The 19,163-nt window shown below is 59.8% G+C and carries 19 protein-coding genes; 7 read left to right on the forward strand and 12 right to left on the reverse strand.

Translation table 11 applies throughout. From position 1 onward, the window contains the following. Window positions 1-160: 160 nt before the first annotated feature. The 3 genes from ACYZTR_RS20040 to ACYZTR_RS20050 all read left to right on the forward strand — a co-directional run bounded on the left by ACYZTR_RS20040 (window position 161) and on the right by ACYZTR_RS20050 (window position 3,900). Window positions 161-1,441, forward strand: a complete 1,281-nt coding sequence (locus ACYZTR_RS20040) for a glycerate kinase type-2 family protein (RefSeq protein WP_461973456.1) — start codon at window positions 161-163, stop codon at window positions 1,439-1,441. Next, on the forward strand, window positions 1,431-2,846 hold the full coding sequence (pyk, locus tag ACYZTR_RS20045) for a pyruvate kinase (protein ID WP_461973457.1): 1,416 nt from the start codon (window positions 1,431-1,433) through the stop codon (window positions 2,844-2,846). The genes ACYZTR_RS20040 and pyk overlap by 11 nt, the downstream gene beginning before the upstream one ends. A gap of 139 nt (window positions 2,847-2,985) precedes the next feature. Further along, window positions 2,986-3,900 carry an urea transporter gene (locus tag ACYZTR_RS20050; protein WP_461973458.1) on the forward strand — a complete coding sequence of 305 codons (915 nt, stop codon included), beginning with the start codon at window positions 2,986-2,988 and terminating at the stop codon, window positions 3,898-3,900. 17 nt (window positions 3,901-3,917) lie between these two features. Here the strand turns inward: ACYZTR_RS20050 and ACYZTR_RS20055 are convergent, their stop codons facing one another. Beyond that, on the reverse strand, window positions 3,918-4,733 hold the full coding sequence (locus ACYZTR_RS20055; RefSeq protein ID WP_461973459.1) for an alpha/beta hydrolase: 816 nt from the start codon (window positions 4,731-4,733) through the stop codon (window positions 3,918-3,920). Window positions 4,734-4,794: 61 nt separating this feature from the next. Beyond that, the gene (locus tag ACYZTR_RS20060; RefSeq protein WP_461973460.1) at window positions 4,795-7,374 is read right to left on the reverse strand and encodes an autotransporter family protein; all 2,580 of its coding nucleotides are present in this window, start codon (window positions 7,372-7,374) and stop codon (window positions 4,795-4,797) included. A gap of 204 nt (window positions 7,375-7,578) precedes the next feature. On the opposite strand from ACYZTR_RS20060, the gene ACYZTR_RS20065 reads away from it, so the two are divergent. Beyond that, complete coding sequence (locus ACYZTR_RS20065; RefSeq protein ID WP_461973461.1) at window positions 7,579-8,403, forward strand: ion transporter; 825 nt, start codon at window positions 7,579-7,581, stop codon at window positions 8,401-8,403. Between the two features lie 104 nt (window positions 8,404-8,507). Then, window positions 8,508-9,506 carry a sulfate ABC transporter substrate-binding protein gene (locus ACYZTR_RS20070; protein WP_461973462.1) on the forward strand — a complete coding sequence of 333 codons (999 nt, stop codon included), beginning with the start codon at window positions 8,508-8,510 and terminating at the stop codon, window positions 9,504-9,506. 147 nt (window positions 9,507-9,653) lie between these two features. On the opposite strand, the gene ACYZTR_RS20075 is transcribed toward ACYZTR_RS20070, so the two are convergent. The 10 genes from ACYZTR_RS20075 to ccmA form a co-directional block, all read right to left on the reverse strand. After that, window positions 9,654-10,058, reverse strand: coding sequence for a hypothetical protein (locus ACYZTR_RS20075; protein ID WP_461973463.1), 405 nt, complete (start codon window positions 10,056-10,058; stop codon window positions 9,654-9,656). Window positions 10,059-10,072: 14 nt separating this feature from the next. Next, window positions 10,073-11,275: a c-type cytochrome biogenesis protein CcmI gene (gene ccmI / locus ACYZTR_RS20080; protein ID WP_461973464.1), complete on the reverse strand. Its 1,203-nt coding sequence runs from the start codon at window positions 11,273-11,275 to the stop codon at window positions 10,073-10,075. Beyond that, window positions 11,268-11,741 (reverse strand): cytochrome c-type biogenesis protein, encoded by a 474-nt coding sequence (locus ACYZTR_RS20085; RefSeq protein WP_461973465.1) that lies wholly within the window; start codon window positions 11,739-11,741, stop codon window positions 11,268-11,270. Before ACYZTR_RS20085 ends, ccmI begins: the two co-directional genes overlap by 8 nt. Beyond that, entirely contained in the window at window positions 11,738-12,274 is a 537-nt protein-coding gene (locus ACYZTR_RS20090) for a DsbE family thiol:disulfide interchange protein (RefSeq protein WP_347804879.1), read from the reverse strand. Before ACYZTR_RS20090 ends, ACYZTR_RS20085 begins: the two co-directional genes overlap by 4 nt. After that, on the reverse strand, window positions 12,271-14,274 hold the full coding sequence (locus tag ACYZTR_RS20095) for a heme lyase CcmF/NrfE family subunit (RefSeq protein WP_461973466.1): 2,004 nt from the start codon (window positions 14,272-14,274) through the stop codon (window positions 12,271-12,273). Before ACYZTR_RS20095 ends, ACYZTR_RS20090 begins: the two co-directional genes overlap by 4 nt. Window positions 14,275-14,277: 3 nt before the next feature. Then, entirely contained in the window at window positions 14,278-14,733 is a 456-nt protein-coding gene (ccmE, locus tag ACYZTR_RS20100) for a cytochrome c maturation protein CcmE (RefSeq protein WP_461973467.1), read from the reverse strand. Further along, complete coding sequence (gene ccmD, locus ACYZTR_RS20105) at window positions 14,730-14,906, reverse strand: heme exporter protein CcmD (protein ID WP_008145547.1); 177 nt, start codon at window positions 14,904-14,906, stop codon at window positions 14,730-14,732. The genes ccmE and ccmD overlap by 4 nt, the downstream gene beginning before the upstream one ends. Further along, complete coding sequence (locus ACYZTR_RS20110) at window positions 14,903-15,658, reverse strand: heme ABC transporter permease (RefSeq protein ID WP_461973468.1); 756 nt, start codon at window positions 15,656-15,658, stop codon at window positions 14,903-14,905. The genes ccmD and ACYZTR_RS20110 overlap by 4 nt, the downstream gene beginning before the upstream one ends. 95 nt (window positions 15,659-15,753) lie before the next feature. Continuing rightward, window positions 15,754-16,422 (reverse strand): heme exporter protein CcmB, encoded by a 669-nt coding sequence (gene ccmB / locus ACYZTR_RS20115; protein ID WP_090188533.1) that lies wholly within the window; start codon window positions 16,420-16,422, stop codon window positions 15,754-15,756. Beyond that, window positions 16,419-17,054 carry a cytochrome c biogenesis heme-transporting ATPase CcmA gene (ccmA, locus tag ACYZTR_RS20120; protein WP_461973469.1) on the reverse strand — a complete coding sequence of 212 codons (636 nt, stop codon included), beginning with the start codon at window positions 17,052-17,054 and terminating at the stop codon, window positions 16,419-16,421. Before ccmA ends, ccmB begins: the two co-directional genes overlap by 4 nt. Before the next feature lie 197 nt (window positions 17,055-17,251). On the opposite strand from ccmA, the gene fliK reads away from it, so the two are divergent. Beyond that, window positions 17,252-18,826 (forward strand): flagellar hook-length control protein FliK, encoded by a 1,575-nt coding sequence (fliK, locus tag ACYZTR_RS20125; protein ID WP_461973470.1) that lies wholly within the window; start codon window positions 17,252-17,254, stop codon window positions 18,824-18,826. Then, a complete protein-coding gene (locus ACYZTR_RS20130; protein ID WP_461973471.1) occupies window positions 18,823-19,152 on the forward strand; it encodes an EscU/YscU/HrcU family type III secretion system export apparatus switch protein in 330 nt (109 codons plus the stop codon). The genes fliK and ACYZTR_RS20130 overlap by 4 nt, the downstream gene beginning before the upstream one ends. The last annotated feature ends 11 nt before the right edge of the window (window positions 19,153-19,163 follow it).

Genomic DNA, 19,163 nt, shown 5'->3' on the forward strand with positions numbered 1-19,163 from the left:
GCCACCTCCCCGCTCCCCTGTAGGAGCGAGGCTTGCCCGCGAAGGGATCGCCTCGGTGCAGCAGAAACACCGCGGTGTCCGGTTCGCGGGCAAGCCTCGCTCCTACAGAGGGCGATGCAAGGCCCGATATCCCCAATAACAAGAAAACCGGGAGCCCGCCATGTCGGTCGATCCGCAACAATTCCTGCGTGAGCTGTTTGCCACAGCCATCGACGCGGCCCATCCGCAGCAAGTCCTTGAAGCCCATTTACCTAAAGATCGCAGTGGTCGGGTGATCGTTATCGGCGCCGGCAAAGCCGCCGCGGCCATGGCCCAAGTGGTCGAGCGCTGCTGGCAGGGTGAAGTGACAGGTCTGGTGGTGACGCGTTACGGTCACGGCGCCCCGTGTGAAAAAATCGAAGTGGTCGAAGCCGCTCACCCAGTGCCCGATGCTGCCGGTCTGGCGGTCGCCAAACGCGTGTTGGAACTGGTCAGCAACCTGAGCGAAGACGACCGCGTAATCTTCCTGCTCTCGGGCGGCGGTTCTGCCCTGCTGGCACTACCGGCAGCCGGCATTACCCTGGCCGACAAGCAGTCAATCAACAAAGCCCTGCTCAAATCCGGCGCCAACATCGGCGAGATGAACTGCGTACGCAAACACCTCTCGGCGATCAAGGGCGGCCGCCTCGGCAAAGCCTGCTGGCCTGCCACGGTTTATACCTATGCGATTTCCGATGTACCGGGCGACCTCGCCACGGTCATCGCCTCCGGGCCCACCGTGGCCGATCCGAGCACCTCGGCCGAAGCGTTGGCGATCCTCAAGCGCTACGCCATCGACGTTCCGGTCTCGGTGCGAAACTGGCTGCAGAGCCCGGAATCGGAGACGGTCAAACCCGGCGATCCGAGCCTGGCGCGCAGTCATTTCCAGTTGATCGCCCGTCCGCAGCAATCGCTTGAAGCCGCTGCGGTGAAAGCCCGTCAGGCCGGCTTCAGCCCGCTGATCCTCGGCGACCTGGAAGGTGAATCCCGCGAAGTGGCCAAGGTTCACGCCGGTATCGCTCGTCAGGTCGTGCTGCACGGTCAGCCGCTGGCAGCGCCTTGCGTGATCCTCTCGGGCGGTGAAACCACGGTCACCGTACGCGGCAATGGTCGTGGCGGGCGTAACGCCGAATTCCTGCTGAGCCTGACCGACAGCCTCAAAGGCCTGCCCGGCGTCTACGCGCTGGCCGGTGACACCGATGGCATTGACGGCTCGGAAGACAACGCCGGCGCGATCATGACCCCGGACAGTTACGCCCGCGCCGCTGCACTCGGCCTGAGTGCCAGCGATGAACTCGATAACAACAATGGCTACGGCTACTTCAAGGCGCTGGACGCACTGATCGTCACCGAGCCGACCCGCACCAACGTCAACGACTTCCGTGCCATCCTGATTCTCGAGAACCCCAAAAATGACGCCTGACAAGAAGGTAAAAATCCTCGCCACCCTCGGTCCTGCCACCGACGGAATCGATGACATCCGTGAGCTGGTGCAGGCCGGGGTTAACATCTTCCGCCTGAACTTCAGCCATGGCGATCACGCCGACCACGCTCAGCGCTATCAGTGGATTCGTGAAGTCGAGCGCCAGCTGAATTATCCGTTGGGCATTCTGATGGACCTGCAAGGCCCGAAACTGCGGGTTGGCAAGTTCGCCGACGGCAAGGTGCAATTGTATCGCGGTCAGGCGCTGCGTCTGGACCTGGACCCGACGCCGGGTGATGAGCGCCGGGTCAACCTGCCCCACCCGGAAATCATCGCGGCGCTGGAGCCGGGCATGGACCTGCTGCTCGACGACGGCAAGCTGCGTCTTCGTGTGGTTACCAAATACGCCGACGCGATCGACACCACTGTACTCAATGGCGGCGAACTGTCAGACCGCAAAGGCGTGAACGTGCCACAAGCGGTGCTGGAACTGAGCCCACTGACGGCCAAGGATCGTCGTGATTTGAGCTTCGGTCTGGAGCTGGGTGTGGACTGGGTGGCGCTGTCGTTTGTGCAGCGTCCGGAAGACATTCGCGAGGCGCGGGAACTGATCGGCGACAAAGCATTTCTGATGGCCAAGATCGAGAAGCCATCGGCGGTGACTCAACTGCGCGAGATCGCTGAGTTGAGCGACGCGATCATGGTTGCTCGCGGAGACCTCGGCGTGGAAGTGCCGGCCGAAAGCGTGCCGCAGATTCAGAAAAACATCATCAGCATCTGCCGCGAACTCGGCAAACCGGTGGTGGTGGCCACGCAGATGCTCGAGTCGATGCGCTTCTCCCCTGCCCCGACCCGTGCGGAGGTGACCGACGTTGCCAACGCTGTGGCCGAAGGTGCGGATGCGGTGATGTTGTCGGCGGAAACCGCGTCCGGCGAGTACCCTCTGGAAGCCGTGCAGATGATGAGCAAAATCATCCGCCAAGTGGAAAACGGTCCGGATTATCAGGCGCAGTTGGACGTCAGCCGGCCGAAGGCTGAAGCGACGGTGTCCGACGCGATCAGCTGCGCGATCCGCCGCATCAGCAACGTGCTGCCGGTGGCGGTGCTGGTGAATTACAGCGAGTCCGGCACGTCAAGTTTGAGAGCCGCGCGGGAACGGCCGACGGTGCCGATCCTGAACCTGACGCCGAACCTGCAAACCGCTCGCCGGTTGACGGTGGCATGGGGCGTGCACTCGGTGGTCAATGACCGGCTGCGGCAGGTGGATGAGGTGTGCTCGACGGCGCTGGAGATTGCGCAGGCGCAGGGCATGGCCAAGCGTGGCGACACTTTATTGATCACGGCGGGTGTGCCGTTTGGGCAGCCGGGGTCGACTAACTCACTGCGCATTGAGACGCTGAATTAACCCCTACACGATGATCGTTCCCACGCTCTGCGTGGGAATGCAGCCCGGGACGCTCTGCGTCCCAACAGCAGACGCAGAGCGTCCATTGAGGCATTCCTTTGCGGCGCATGGGAACGATCTGTACTGAATGACACTTACCATGCCTGCCAACCACTTCAACACCCACTGCCCCGACTGGGCGACTGCCTTGCTCAACGGTTTCAGTCAGGTCTTCCTCCAGCGCCATCCGCTGTGCGGTCTGCTGTGCCTGTTGGCCATTCTTTTCACCGCGCCGGCTCTGCTGGGCGGTGCGCTGCTGGGCGGCGTCGCCGGGTTGCTTACCGCGCAACGACGCGGTTATGCCAAGGCCGATCGACAGGCAGGGCTGTTCAGTTACAACGGTATCTTGCTTGGCTTACTGCTGAGCCTCTATTTCCCATGGTCAGCGATGTTGCCGCCGTTGATCATTGCCTGCGGTGGCCTGAGTGCAATGCTGACCCAGCAATGGCTCAAGCGTGCCCGCGACCACCAATGCCTGCCCGCCTACACCGCGCCGTTTGTTGGATTGAGCTGGTTGCTCCTGAGTTTCGCTGCGCCCCAACCCCCAGCCCTCTTTATTGAATTGAATACCGTCAATCTCATCGTGGCCTCAATGAAAGGCTTCGGTCAGGTCATGTTTCTCGGCCATCCGTTGGCAGGCGCGCTGATTGCTATCGGGTTGCTGATCGCCGATCGCCGTGCCTTCCTTTGGGCCCTGCTCGGTTCCGCTGCCGGCCTTGGATTCGCCTTGCTGCATCACGAAACCTCTAGCGCTCTGCTCGGCTTGAACGGCTACAACCCGGTGCTCGCCGCCCTCGCCTTCAGCCAGGTTCGCCGCCAACCCTGGCTGCCGCTGCTGGGCATTGCGCTGGCGGTGTTGCTCACCCCGGGTTTCGCCGCGCTCGGTGTGGCCACGCTTACCGCGCCGTTCATCCTCGCCTGCTGGCTGATTCGCGCCGGCATTCGGGTGCTGCGCCAGGCCGTCGTGGATAGCGCGCCTTGCGCTATTGAGCGCCAAACCAATCGTGGCGCCTGAAAGGGCTGAATCTGCATTCAGCGCAATGGGTCAGTCTCGCAAGCCAATGGCAGAGCCGACCGCGAGCCCCAACTTTCATCGTATCCCTGATCGTGGGTGGCGAGCGTTTCGACGACTTCCAGGCATTTGCCTTGAAGCTGCGTGGTGTAGACCTGGAGCATTTGAGGCGGCACGATCTTATCATTCAAACCGATGAAATGGCGTTGCGGGAGCGCACGCAACTTGTCGCGAAACTCCAGAGGTGTCACCGGCTTCGAGAATGGCGCGAGCTGCATCAGCTTCGCCCACTTTACAGGGTCGAGATTCCCGGCAATCGTTTGCACCTGAGTTACGTCGTTACGAGAACCCGCAAGGATCAAGGCAATCGCCGCGCCCCCCGAGTATCCGACCAGTTCGAACTGCTCCACTGCAAAGCGACTTTTCAGACGATCAAGGGCCGCACTCATGGTCTCTATGACCAATGAATTGAAACGACCGGAAGTCCACAAATCAGTGTTGCAACCCGGTGATGTCACGAACTGACAAGGGCGCGCCAGATAGGCGCTGGGCCCCCGATCTCCAGCGGCCAATCTCGCCATCAAGGACACGCGAGGGGTCGGATCGATACTCGGTTGAGATCGTGTCGCCCACGCCCGACCATCGCCTTCAATGTAAACACGCAGATGCTTGTAGCCCCCTGGTGGCGGTAGCAAGGCCATGAGTGTGTAAGGTGAACTATCAAGCGTGCCAGGAGTAAGCGAAGTGCCTTGGCTTACCGCCTGCAAATCGACTTTAACCGCGCACCCGCTGAGCCCGAGGAGCGCGAAGCCGATGGCGGCCAGTGCTTTAAACATGGTTTCAACCTGTTGATCAGACGCAACGGTCCACCAGCGCAAACCGTTGCAATCCAGTCGATCAAAAAGCGTAGCGCGCTTCAAGGGTGAAGGTGTCGGCGTTAAAACCGGTCTTCGCTTGATAGCTGTAATGGGTCCCCAGGGTTAGAGCATCAATTTGATACTTCACTCCTATGCGACCTTCATAACTATCACGCACCGGACTGGCTCCCGCGACAATGAACGGCGAGCCCCCCAAGGTGAAACTGGAGGTCTGATTGATCTGGTCACCGATGAAATCATGGTAAGCCATCACGCTCGCTTCAGGTGTAAGGGTGCCATTGAGCAATGGCACGTCAGCGGCCATTCGCAACCCGGCACCCAGCTCGCCAATTTCGAAGCGCTGGGCATCGGAGTGCAGGGCGGCCGAAGAGCCATGCTCATTAAAACTGTCCAGCTGAATATTGGTGTAACGTGCGGCGACGCGCGGCTCGATAATCAGTTGGTCGGTGAGTTTGAAGGTATAACCGCTCAAGACGCTTAGTGCCCATGCGTCACTGTTGTAGCTGGCCTTGGCCACGCTGTCGGCGATGTAACGTTTGCTGTCATTGTCATTGCGCCCGTAACTGAGGCTGCCATCGACAAACCAGTTGCGCAGATCCCAGCTACCGTACAGCGTCAATGCGCTGCCCTGTACATCGGTTTTATTTCCGGTATCGGAAGTGACGTTAGTGTTCAGATAGGAATAGGCCAGACCCACGGTGGAGTTGGCATTCAGCTTGCCATCCGCCCCGACGGCAATACCGCTGCTGTTGGCCGAATAACCGGCGACCGCATCACGACTGTCCTGATCCTGGTTGCTGCTCAACCCCTGAACCCATACGCCGGTTTCTGCCAGCGAATCCCCTGATGAGAGCCCCGAGCGCAGACCGGACACGCGGTTGCCGATGGCTCCATTCATCATCGCCTGACCCGATACTGCCGCATTGACCGCCCCACCGCTGACTTCCGGAGCCAGTTGCTCACCGAGCTTTGCCAGTTCCTCTTGGGAGGAGGCGTTGGCAAAGGCTTTGAAGACCGCATCATCACTGTTCAATTGTCCCAGCGGGCCATTCTTGAAGCGATTGAGGATCTCGCGGGTGCTGCTGGAGGTGCCGATGCTCCCCTGCTCTTCATCCACCTGACTGTCACTTTTCAGTGTGACCAGTGCGTTGACGGTCTGAGCATCGGTTGTATAGCTGGCGACGTTCAACAACGAGGACGAACTGGTGACGCTCAACCCGTTGTTCTGCAGGCTGCTGGCCTTGACCAGTGTGTATTGAGTGCCGGCAGCGGTCGGCGTGAAATCACCTGGTTTGGCATTCAACGTCACTCTGGAGGACTGGGCGAAGGTGGCCTTGCCGTCCACCGTCAAATAAGGCGTACCGGATGTGACGCGATCCGAAAGCAACATATCGATGCCACTGTTGGCACCGACGTTCAGGTCACCGGTAATTTCGACCCCCTGGTTCTGAAGGTTTAGAGATCCCGAAACGATGGAAACCGTGCTGTCGATTTTGCTACCGGTGTAATTGGCCTGACCAGCGACATTCACCCCATTGAGGTTGAGCAGATCGCCCTTGATCGCACCGCCGGCCCAGTTCAGTTGCGCCAATCCTGCGCCATCGATGGCCGCCGCATGATTGCTGCGAATTTCGCCACCTTGCTGGTTGATCTCGAACGCTGATGTCTGGCCCGCATCGACCCGGATCGCAACACCGTCCGCAGTAATATTGCCGGAGTTGATAATACCTCGAGCGCCAGACACAGCATTCTGCGTGAAAGTGGCACCGCCGAGCTTGATGCCAACGGCGTCTTCACCCGATGCCTCAATAGTCCCGGTGTTGAGCAAATGATCGACTGAACCATCCAAAAACTCGATAGCCGCGGAGTTCTTGCCAACGCTTATGATCGACCCGCGGTTCTCGATCCTCAACGCGCTGGTTTGGGTCTCGACGTGAAAAGCGGAGGCGTTCTGGCCCGTGGCACGAATCGTCCCTGAGTTGAGAAGCCTGCCGGCGATGCTCACGGGATGCCCGGAATGGGAATCCAGAATCAACCCCATGGCATAGTTACCCTGCACATCGACAACACCACTGTTGATCAGATCGCCGCCAATAGTGGTCCCATGGAGGTAGATACCCTCAGGTTCGCCATAGATATTGGCTCCCGATGCCTGGGTGATGGAGACAGTCCCGGCGTTGATGACATTGCCGGTGATAGTGGTATTGCCGATCTCGATTCCTTCAGCGCTATTCACGTTGGAAAGAGAGAGCTTGCCGGCATTGATGAAGTCACCCTGGATGTTGCTGCCGCTGGAATTGGAGCCATGGAAACCGGCATCCAGTCCGATCCCGGTCACCGTCGCGCCTTGGGCGTCGAAAGTGAAGTCGCCCCGGTTAATGAGTGAGCCCGCGACAGTGTTCTGGAAGAACGTGACACCTTTATTGTCCATACTGCTCTGGCGGGTTCGTTGCCCGGTCAGGGTCAAGGTTTCACCAAGGGTTTGACCAGTCCAGTCCTTGAAACCCTGACTCAGGTCGTACTCGCTGGCAAATGTCTGAGCGGTCGAAGCGCTGACAACCATTGCCAGCAGGCTATTCTTGAAAAACTTACTTTTCATATCGCTTCCGTGTGGTACTGAAATCCAAGCCGCACATCAAAACAAAGGCTTTTGTTCTGTGGGAAGTCGATATATCGACGAGAGAATCAATTTCTTAAGCCATGAACGACTAGAACCGGCTGAACATGGCGTACTCGGCGTCCCGCTTGCGAAATCCTCGTCAATCGCCCAGGCTTCTCTCATTTTCGACTTGGGCAAGACCTTATGGAAAGCAACAACGACTGGCGCCATCGCCTCTACGTCATGATTTTCCAGAGCGACACAGTGGCCGGTCGGCGCTTCGACGGCATCCTGCTGTTGATCATCCTCGCCAGCATCGTGATCGTGATGCTCGACAGCATCGACACGATCCACAAGAACTACGCCAACGTGCTGGCGTACATCGAGTGGGGCTTCACTATCATTTTCGCCATCGAGTACGGCCTGCGCCTGTACTGCTCGCCGAAGCCGTTGCGTTACGCGTTCAGCTTTTATGGGCTGGTGGATTTACTGGCGATCGTGCCCGGTATCCTTGCGCTGTATTACGCCGATGCGCAGTACCTGCTGATCATCCGGATCATTCGGATGCTGCGGATTTTTCGCGTGCTCAAGCTCAGCCCGTATCTGAAGCAAGCCAACTATTTGATGGCAGCGCTGCGCGGCAGTAAGCAAAAGATCGTGGTGTTTCTGGTCAGCGTCTGCACGCTGGTCACAGTGTTCGGCACGCTGATGTACGTGATCGAAGGCCCGGAACACGGTTTCACCAGCATTCCCAAGGGTATCTATTGGGCCATCGTCACGCTCACCACCGTGGGTTTCGGCGACATCGTGCCCAAGACGCCGTTGGGCCAGGTGGTCTCGTCGCTGGTGATGATCACCGGTTACTCGATCATCGCCGTGCCGACGGGTATTTTTACCGCCGAACTGGCCAACGCCATGCGTGGCGAACAACTGCAACACGACTGCCCGGTGTGCAAGAAAAACAACCACGAACACGGCGCGGCATTCTGCTCGCGGTGCGGTAATCAACTTTTCAAGAAACTGGAATAAGCAAAGTTCTTTTTAATCTTTAAAGGACTATGCGAGCCCGGCTATAGTCGCGGGCAAATTGCCTCACCTTTTAAATAAAAACTTTATAGAACAAGGAATGCGCAGTGAAAAAACTCTTTGGCGCCTCACTTCTGGCCGCTGGCCTGGCACTGACCAGCGTGGCTCAGGCCGCACCGACCCTGCTCAATGTTTCCTACGACGTGATGCGAGACTTCTACAAGGACTACAACACTGCCTTCCAGAAACACTGGCAAACCGAGCATAACGAAAACATCACCCTGCAAATGTCCTTCGGCGGCTCCAGCAAACAGGCGCGTTCGGTGATCGACGGCCTGCCGGCTGACGTCATCACCATGAACATGGCCACCGACATCAACGCCCTCGCGGACATCGGCAAACTGGTCCCGGACAACTGGGTCACCCGCCTGCCGAACAACAGCGCGCCGTTTACCTCGGCCACCGTATTCATCGTCCGCAAAGGCAATCCGAAAGCCCTGAAAGACTGGCCCGACCTGCTTAAGGACGGCGTGCAGGTGATCGTGCCCAACCCGAAAACCTCGGGCAACGGCCGCTACACCTACCTCTCGGCCTGGGGTTATGTGCTGAAAAACGGTGGTGACGAAAGCAAAGCCAAAGACTTCGTCGGCAAGCTGTTCAAACAAGCGCCGGTCCTCGACACCGGTGGCCGTGCAGCCACCACCACGTTCATGACCAACCAGATTGGCGACGTGCTGGTGACCTTCGAAAACGAAGCGGAAATGATTGCGCGTGAGTTTGGTCGTGACCAGTTTGAAGTGATCTACCCGAGCGTCTCCGCTGAAGCTGAGCCGCCGGTGTCGGTGGTCGACAAAACAGTCGACAAGAAAGGCACCCGCGCGGCAGCTGAGGAATATTTGAAATACCTGTGGTCGCCGGAAGGCCAGGAGATTGCGGCGGCGAACTACCTGCGTCCGCGTGATCCGGCGGTGCTGGCCAAGTACACCGATCGTTTCCCGAAAGTGGATTTCCTGTCGGTAGAGAAGACCTTTGGTGACTGGCGAACTGTGCAGAAGACTCACTTCAATGATGGTGGGATCTTTGATCAGATTTACAGCGGCCAGTAATTCCTGAGGCACGGCAGCCGAGCGATGTAGCTGGAAATCATCCTGTCGCCAGTCATCCATCCACCGATCAAGCTACCCCGATTTGATGGACTATAAAAATCGGCGCAACACTGCCCAAAAAGGCGATCCTTAGATCGCCGTTTCTGTTTACTGCCCGAACTGCCTGCCCAACCCACCCGGCACGCCCTGGATATCGGTGTCTTCCCATGGCCCGTTCGGGCTGATCGACCGGCTCCAGCCGTTATTCCAGCGATAGTACGTGCGCTGGCGGTAGAAGGTGTTGGTCTGATCATCGAGAACGTACACGCCGAGCTTGGCATCCCAATGGCTGTTGCCACCCGGTGGCGGCGCGAAGCTGGCGGAGGTACGTGGCAGCGGTTTGGCGGGCTTGGCCGGAATGCTCGGTTTGCCCGGCGTGGGTGACGTAGACGGCGTGGGTCTGGGCTGCGAGGGCGGGATTGGCGGCAGCGGCTTCGGCTCGGGTCGCTGGACCGCACAAGCGCTTAACCCCATTACCAGACTGAGAAGGGTGATACGAGCGATGGCGGTCATGTTGGCGTGTCCTGTTATTTATCCGGGCTATCGATGGTCAATTGTTGCGGCGCGGTGGTGCTGCTGGCCAGAGGCTGGCTGCGACCGATCCATTCGCCGGCAGTCGGTTGGCCGGCGCGAGAGATGCGCGCAACCAGTTGGACTTCAGGGAAGTTCGACAGTTTCAACTGCGGCATCATTGCATCGGCATCGCCCAGCTCGACGGTCGCCGGTAAGTCGGCCACGGTCAGGCGCTTGGCGGCCAATGGTGCCGGTGGGCCTGAGGTGGCGCGGGCGAAGATGAATACGCTGTCGCCCGGCTGGACTTTGGCTTTCAAGTCTGGCGCCAGATCCACACGCACCTTCAGCAGCGCCGCGACCTTGGTGGCTGGCGCCTGGGCAACCTTGCCACCGCTGGCTTCAAGTTTCTCGGTGGCCCGGGTGATTCCGCCTTGCAGCGCGGCACGGGAACTGTCTTCCGGCGGCAGTTGCGCCAGTAAGCGTTTCCAGTAGTCGATGGCGTCCTGATAGCGCTCGCTTTCGAAGGCGGCGATGCCGAGCAGACCAAGGCTGGTGACTTCTTTCGGATCGGCTTTCAGCGCTTCGTCAGTCAAAGCCTGGACCTTGTCCGACCACTTCTTGCCGTCGGCGAAGTACTGGGCCTGAGCCCATTGGCCCAACAGTTCCGGCTGACGACCGGCCAGGTTCACCGTGCGTTCGAAGATCTTCGCCGCGTCGCCAGGACGGTCCTGGGCCATGTAAGTACGACCCAGGAAGTACAAGCCCTCGGCCGAATCCGGTTGAGCAGCGACTGCACGTTCCAGGCGACGGGTCATCTCTTCCATCGACTGTGGCGCCTGGGCGAATTCGCGGGTCAGTTCGACCTTGTCGCTGGCGCCAAAATGCAGGTACAGGCCAAGACCCAGCACCGGCACCAGAATCGCCGCCAGCAAGGGCCACGGTTTGCCCAGACGGGACACGCGCGGCGCCTCGACGCCTTCGGTGTCGGCGAGCAGTTCACGGGCGGCTTCGGCGCGGCCGGTGTCCATTTGCGCGGCATCGAGAACGCCCTCTTCCTGCTGAGTCTGCAACTCAGCCACGCGCTCCTGATACAGCGCGACGTTCAGGGCAGTACGATCCTCTTCAAGCTGCGCGCGACGACCACGCAGAACGGGGATCAGCAGAAAACTCAGGGCAACCAGAAGTAGCAGACCTGCAGCGAGCCAGAAATCAATCATTCTTGGTTTTATCCAACAGGTGGTCGAGGCGCTCGCGCTCCTCGGCAGAAAGCTCATCCTTGGTGTCAGTGCGTTGCACGCGACGACGGCGGACGATCACGGCGATGATCACAAAACCGCCCAGCAGCAGGCCGGCAGGGCCGAACCAGAGCAAAGCAGTCTTGGCATTCAGAGCAGGTTTGTAGCGGACGAAATCACCGTAGCGGTCGACCATGAAGTCGATGATCTGCTGATTGTCCTTGCCCTCGCCGAGCATGCGAAAAATCTCTTTGCGCAGGTCGGCGGCGATCGGGGCGTTGGAGTCGGCGATGTCCTGATTCTGACACTTGGGGCAACGCAGCTCTTTGGTCAGTTCGCGAAAACGCTCGCGATCACCTTCTTTGGCGAACTCATAGGTGTCGATGGCCGCGTGCGCCACGCCGGCCATGCTCAAACCCAATACCGCGGCGGCTATCCAGCGCTTCATGGCTTGGCCTCATCGACCAGCGCCTGATACTTGGCCGCCAGTTTTTCGCGCCAAACCTGTTCGTCGATCACGCCAACGAATTTGTCGCGGATGATGCCCTTGGCATCAATGAAGAAGGTTTCCGGCGCACCGTAGACACCGAGATTGAGACCCAATGTACCTGCGTCGTCACGGATATCCAGCTGATACGGATTGTGGAATTCGTCCAGCCACTTCAACGCATCCGCGTTGACGTCCTTGTAGTTGATGCCGTAGATCACCACACCCTGCTTGGCCAGCTTGTTCAGCACCGGGTGCTCGACCCGGCAGGAAATGCACCAGGTCCCCCAAACGTTGACCAGCGCAGGCTTACCCAGAATGTCGGCCTTGGTCAGGGTCTTGTCGCCCTGCACCGCCGGCAGGGAAAACTCCGGGAATGGCTTGTTGATCATCGCCGAGGGCAACTCGGCCGGATTCAAGAACAGACCGCGGTAAAGGAAAACAGCCACCACCAGAAAAATCACCAGTGGCAACAGCATCAACCAACGTCTCATGCCGTGGCTCCCGTCATGCCCAGTGCGTCACGCACACGGCTTTTCACTTTGACCCGGTAACGGCGATCCAGCGCCGCCAGCAACCCGCCCAAACCAGTGAGCAGACCGCCGAACCAGATCCAGCGCACGAACGGTTTGACGTGGACACGAACCGCCCAGGCGCCGTCGCCCAACGGTTCGCCGAGGGCGACGTAGAGGTCACGGGTGAAACCGGCGTCGATCCCGGCTTCGGTCATCACCGAGTTCTGCACGGTATACAAGCGTTTTTCCGGGTGCAGCACGCTGACTTCCTTGCCATCGCGGGTCACCCGAACGGTGCCCCTGTCGGAGGTGAAGTTGGGGCCTTCGAAATGCTTGGCGCCTTCGAACACGAACTGGTAACCGCCCAGGTCCATGGACTCGCCCGGCGCCAGACGCAAATCGCGCTCGGCACTATTCTGGCTCGACAGCACGACACCGAGGGCGCACACGGCGATGCCGAGGTGAGCGACCTGCATGCCCCAATAACTGCGGGTCAGGGTCGGCAGGCCTTTGATCAGGCCCTTGTGGCGAGTTTTGTCGAAGATGTCACGCACACCAGCCAGCAACACCCAAGCCGCGAGCATGAAGGTCGCGATCACCGCCCAGTTGAAGTCGCCGTAAGCGACGCCGGCTACGACGGCCAATGCGGCGCTGCCGAGCAACACCGGGGTCAGCATGTTGAACAGCCATTTGACCGGGGTGTCTTTCCAGCGCACCAGCATGCCGACCGCCATCACCAGCATCAGTAACGCCATCAACGGAATGAACAGCGCGTTGAAGTACGGTGGGCCGACCGACAGTTTGGCGCCGGTCATCGCATCGAGGATCAGCGGATACAAGGTGCCCAGCAGAATCATCGACGCCGCCACGACCAGCACCAGGTTGTTACCCAGCAGCAGGGTTTCCCGGGACCAGAGATTGAAGCCAACCTGGCTCTTCACCACTGGAGCGCGCAGGGCAAACAGCGTCAGCGAACCACCGACCACAAACAGCAGGAAGATCAGGATGAACACGCCGCGTTCAGGGTCGGACGCAAACGCGTGAACCGACGTCAGCACGCCGGAACGCACGAGGAAGGTCCCCAGCAAGCTCAACGAGAACGCGGCGATGGCCAGCAATACGGTCCAGCTCTTGAACACGCCCCGTTTTTCCGTGACCGCCAACGAGTGAATCAGCGCCGTGCCCACCAGCCATGGCATGAAGGATGCGTTTTCCACCGGGTCCCAGAACCACCAGCCGCCCCAGCCGAGTTCGTAGTAGGCCCACCAGGAGCCCAACGTGATGCCGATACCGAGGAAGGCCCAGGCAACAATGGTCCACGGACGGGACCAGCGAGCCCAGGCGGCATCAAGACGACCGCCCAGCAGAGCCGCGATGGCGAAAGCGAACGCCACGGAGAAACCGACATAGCCCATGTAAAGCATCGGCGGGTGAACGATCAGGCCGATGTCTTGCAGCAAGGGGTTGAGGTCACGCCCGTCCGCAGGAATCTGCGGCAGGATTCGGGCAAACGGGTTGGACGTGAGGATCAGGAACAGCAGGAAACCGGTGCTGATCATGCCCATCACCGCCAGTACGCGAGCCAGCATCACTTGCGGCAATTGTCGGGAGAACACCGACACCGCGAAGGTCCAGCCGCCGAGTATCAACGCCCAGAGTAGCAACGACCCTTCGTGAGCGCCCCACACCGCACTGAACTTGTAGTACCACGGCAAGGCGCTGTTGGAGTTACTGGCGACGTAGGCGACGGAGAAGTCGTCGGCCATGAACGCGTAAGTCAGGCAACCGAAGGCGAACAGCAGAAACGCGAATTGCCCCCAGGCGGCCGGTTGGGCCAGGCTCATCCACAAGCGGTCACCGCGCCAGGCACCGAGCAACGGCACCACGGTCTGAACCAGCGCGAAACACAGCGCCAGAATCATGGCCAGGTGGCCGAGTTCGGGGATGAACAGCCCTGAACTATAAAGTGCGGAAGTCATCAATTAGCCCTCTTTGACGGGAGTGGGCGCCGACTGGCCGCTGTCTTTCAGGGCCTTGGTCACTTCCGGCGGCATGTACTTTTCATCGTGCTTGGCCAGCACTTCGTCGGCCACCACCACGCCGTCGGCGTTGAGCTTACCGAGGGCAACGATGCCCTGCCCTTCGCGGAACAGGTCCGGGAGGATGCCGCGGTAGCTGATGGTCACGGATTTGCTGAAGTCGGTGACAATGAATTTCACGTCCAGCGAATCGCCGGAACGTTGCAGCGAACCTTTCTCGACCATGCCGCCCGCGCGGATGCGCGTGTCTTGCGGGGCTTCGCCGTTGGCGATCTGGGTCGGAGTGTAAAACAGATTGATGTTCTGCTGCAGGGCGCTCAGGGCCAGGCCGACAGCAGCGCCGACACCGACCAGGATCGCGAGAATGATGATAAGACGCTTTTTACGCAGCGGATTCACTTGCCGTTCTCCCGGCGCAGACGACGCGCCTCTTGTTGCAGATACCGCTTGCGGGCCAGGATCGGCGCCGCCACGTTGAGGGCCAGCACCGCCAGGCAGATGCCATAGGCTGACCAGACATACAGGGCATGATGGCCCATGGCGAGGAAGTCGCCGAATGAAGCAAAACTCATCGCGCGGCCTCCAGACTGTTCTGCACTTCGGCCTTGACCCAACTGGCGCGGGCTTCGCGCTTGAGCACTTCAAGGCGCATGCGCAGCAGCAGCACCGCGCCAAAGAAACAGTAGAAGCCCAGCACCATCAGCAGCAGTGGCAGCCACATCTCGACCGGCATTGCCGGTTTTTCGGTGAGGGTGAAGGTCGCGCCCTGGTGCAGGGTGTTCCACCACTCCACCGAGTATTTGATGATCGGGATGTTGATCACGCCGACAATCGCCAATACCGCGCAGGCCTTGGCGGCACTGTCACGATTGCTGATGGCGTTGCCCAGCGCAATGAGACCGAAGTACAGAAACAGCAGAATAAGCATGGACGTTAGTCGTGCATCCCAGACCCACCATGAACCCCAGGTCGGTTTGCCCCAGATCGCCCCGGTGACCAGCGCCACCGCGGTCATCCAGGCACCGATGGGCGCCGCGCACTGCAGGGCGACGTCGGCCAGCTTCATCTTCCACACCAGCCCGACGATGCCGCACACGGCCAGCATCACGTAGACGGATTGTGCCAGCATGGCGGCCGGAACGTGGATATAGATGATGCGAAAGCTGTTGCCTTGCTGGTAGTCGGGCGGCGCGAAGGCCAGGCCCCAGACTACGCCAACGCCAATCAGCAGTAACGCCGCGATGCTCAACCATGGCATCAGTTTGCCGCTGATGCCGTAAAACCATTTGGGCGAGCCGAGCTTATGAAACCAAGTCCAGTTCATTACTGTTTCCATCACGGTTGCTGCTCGCTGTCACGAGCAGTCAAGGGTCTGCCTTTCTTCAAAAGAAGTGGTTAAAAAACAACCAGACCTCATTATTATTCGCCGACGCTGATCTTCAGGCCAGCAGCTATTGCAAAAGGTGTCAGGGTTATCGCCAGGGCGGTCAGGCTACCAAGCCACAGGAGATAACCGGTCGCCGGCATGCCTTGCAATGCCGCCTGCAAGGCGCCACTGCCAAGAATCAACACCGGGATGTACAGCGGCAGAATCAGCAGCGCCAGCAACAGGCCGCCGCGTTTCAATCCCACCGTCAGGGCTGCGCCCACCGCACCGAGCAGGCTCAGCACTGGTGTACCCAGCAATAAAGAAAGCAGCAACACTGGCAGACAGGCGGTTGGCAAACCGAGCATCAATGCCAGCAATGGTGCGAGCAAAACCAGTGCCAGGCCAGAGAAGGCCCAGTGTGCCAGTACCTTGGCCAGAACCAAAAGAGGCAGGGGGTGCGACGAAAGGACCCACTGTTCAAGCGATCCATCTTCGAAATCACTGCGGAAAAGCCCGTCCAGCGAGAGCAAAACCGATAAAAGGGCCGCTACCCAGACCAGTCCCGGAGACAAGGTTTGCAACAATTGAGACTCGGGGCCGACCGCCAACGGGAACAGGGAAACGACGATCGCGAAGAATACGAGCGGATTGGCCAGTTCCGCAGGACGGCGGAACAACAAACGGGCTTCACGGGCGACCAACAGGCCGAAAACACTCATACGGCCCAATTCCCCAGATCAATGTCGCGATAACCGGCCGGCATCCGGGCCAGCGTGTGGTGAGTGGTCAAGACCACCATGCCACCGCGCTCGCAGTGGGCGGCCAGGTGTTCTTCAAGTTGCGCCACGCCTTGTTTATCGAGCGCGGTGAACGGCTCATCGAGGATCCATAGCGGCGGGCTTTCCAGGTACAACCGCGCCAACGCGACCCGGCGTTGCTGCCCGGCAGACAGCGTGTGGCAGGGAACATCCTCGAAACCGCGCAATCCGACAGCCGTCAGCGCTTGCCAGATCGCCTCATAGGAGGCCGGTTGATGCAGGGCGCAAAGCCAGCTCAGATTCTCTTCCGGCGTCAGCAGGTCTTTGATCCCGGCGGCATGGCCGATCCACAGCAGGTTGCGCGCCAGCTCAAAGCGTTGCTCGTTCAGTGGCTGGCCGTTGAGCAGCACGAGACCGGCAGTCGGCTGCATCAGCCCGCAAAGCAGACGTAAAAGGCTGGTCTTGCCGCTGCCGTTGGGGCCGCTGATTTGCAACATTTCGCCACTGGCCAGTCTCAATTCGAGATTTTCGAAGAGCAGCCGAAGGTCTCGCTCACAAGCAAGGGCAACGGTTTGCAGGACTGGACTGGTCAAGAGATCACGGGCCTTTACGGTTCAAGTCGGCAGCGGTGCGGCCGCTAAAGAGATGCAGGATAAATGCATTCGCGGCCCGTTCTAAGGAGCCAGATCAAGTTTTGCAAATGTTTTCAGCGCTCCGGTTGCAACGGGGCCGCATTATACATGCCATGCCCTACTCTAAAGAGGGCAATTTCCTCAGGTTGTGACCGCGTATGACAGGCGAAATGAACATCCTCCCGCTACCGCAGACCACGCCTGCGACTTCGCGGCCGCAGGTGGTGAGTGGCGATTTGCTCAAGCTGCTGACGCCCATGGAGGGCCTGATCGCTGCCGGTCAGACTGCCCGGGCCGAAGTGCTGTCGCTCAAGCAGGCGGATCAGACCTTTCAACTGTTGCTCAAGGTCACCCTCGACAGCGGCCGTCAGACCACGGTCCAGGCCACCAGCAACCAGCCGTTGGCCCAAGGCACCAGCCTGGCGATCACCCAGCCGTCGGCGGGTAATCTGGCCGTCACCGTGCAACAAACCATCGCCTCCAGCGTTGCCACCCTCACCCGTATCGACACGGCGCAACTGTCCGTTGGCACCCTGCTGCAAGGCAAAGTGCTGACCTCTCAGGTGATGCCGCAGGTCCCGGGCCAGCCGACCGTGTTTCGCTCGATGGTGGGCTTGCTCAACACCGCGTTGAGCGGCAGCACCCTGAGCATCGACAGCCCGACACCGCTGCGCATCGGCACCTTGCTGAGCGCGCTGGTGCAGGACACTCAGACGCTGAAGTTCGTGCCGTTGAGCAGCCGTCAGGAACAGTTGGCCGTCACGCAGCAACTGGTCAGCCAACAAAGCCGCCAGGGTTCGCTGGACGGCTTGATCAAGCTTCTGCAAAACCTGCCAGCATCGGACCAGACCTCAAGCGACCTGCGTGCCGCCGTCGACAAACTGCTCGCCGGCCTGCCCGATGTTCGGCAACTCAGCACGCCCAAAGGCCTGGCCCTGGCGTTGGCCAATAGTGGAATGTTCCTGGAAAGCAAACTGCTCGCCGGACAGAACCCCACGCTCGCCCCGGACATGAAAGGCGATCTGCTCAAGCTGATCGCCCAACTGACGCCAGGCCTGCCGGCCAACACCCATTTCAACGCGATCATTGCCGCCAACACACTGGCCCAAGCCATGCCGAACTTCGTGCGCAGCGCCCTTGGCATGCTCGGTCAGGTCAGTGCCAAACCGCTACCGACTAGTTTCCCACTCCCCGAACGCCTGTTGCAGAGCCAGGACGGTGAAAACGATCTGGAGCACCTGCTGCGTTTGGCGGCAGCGGCAGTTTCGCGCCTGCAAAGCCATCAACTGTCGAGCCTGGAACAGACCGGCGTCACTGACGACGGTCGGCTGATGAGCACCTGGCAGCTGGAAATCCCGATGCGCAATCTGCAGGACATCGTGCCGTTGCAGGTCAAGTTCCAGCGCGAAGAAGCCCCCGAGAAAGAACAACCAAAAGAACGCAATGAAGAACGTCCCCCGAAGCAACAGCTCTGGCGGGTCGATCTGGCTTTCGACATGGAGCCGTTAGGCCCGCTGCAGATTCAGGCGCAACTGATCAAAGGCAGCTTGTCCAGCCAGCTGTGGGCCGAACGACCGTACACCGCCAGTCTGATCGAAAGTCATCTGGCCGAACTGCGCCAGCGCCTGCTAGCGTCCGGCCTGAATGTCGGCGATCTCGATTGCCACCTCGGCACACCGCCACAAGGCCCTCAAACCCGTCTCGAACAACGCTGGGTCGACGAAACCGCATGAGAAACCCCAACGCCCCGCGCCAAGCCATCGCCCTCAAATACGACGGCAGCCACGCCCCTACCCTCACGGCCAAAGGTGACGACGCACTGGCCGAAGCCATTCTGAAGATCGCCCGCGATTATGAAGTGCCCATCTACGAAAACGCCGAGCTGGTGAAACTGCTGGCGCGGATGGAATTGGGGGAGAGTATTCCGGAGGATTTGTATCGCACGATTGCCGAGATTATTGCGTTTGCGTGGAATTTGAAGGGTAAGTTTCCTGAGGGGCGTGATCCGGAAGCGGGAATGAGGGAGAAGGATGTGACCGAGCGAGGGGATGATTATTGATCACCTGTAAA

It is taken from the genome of Pseudomonas sp. Hz4, assembly GCF_054898165.1.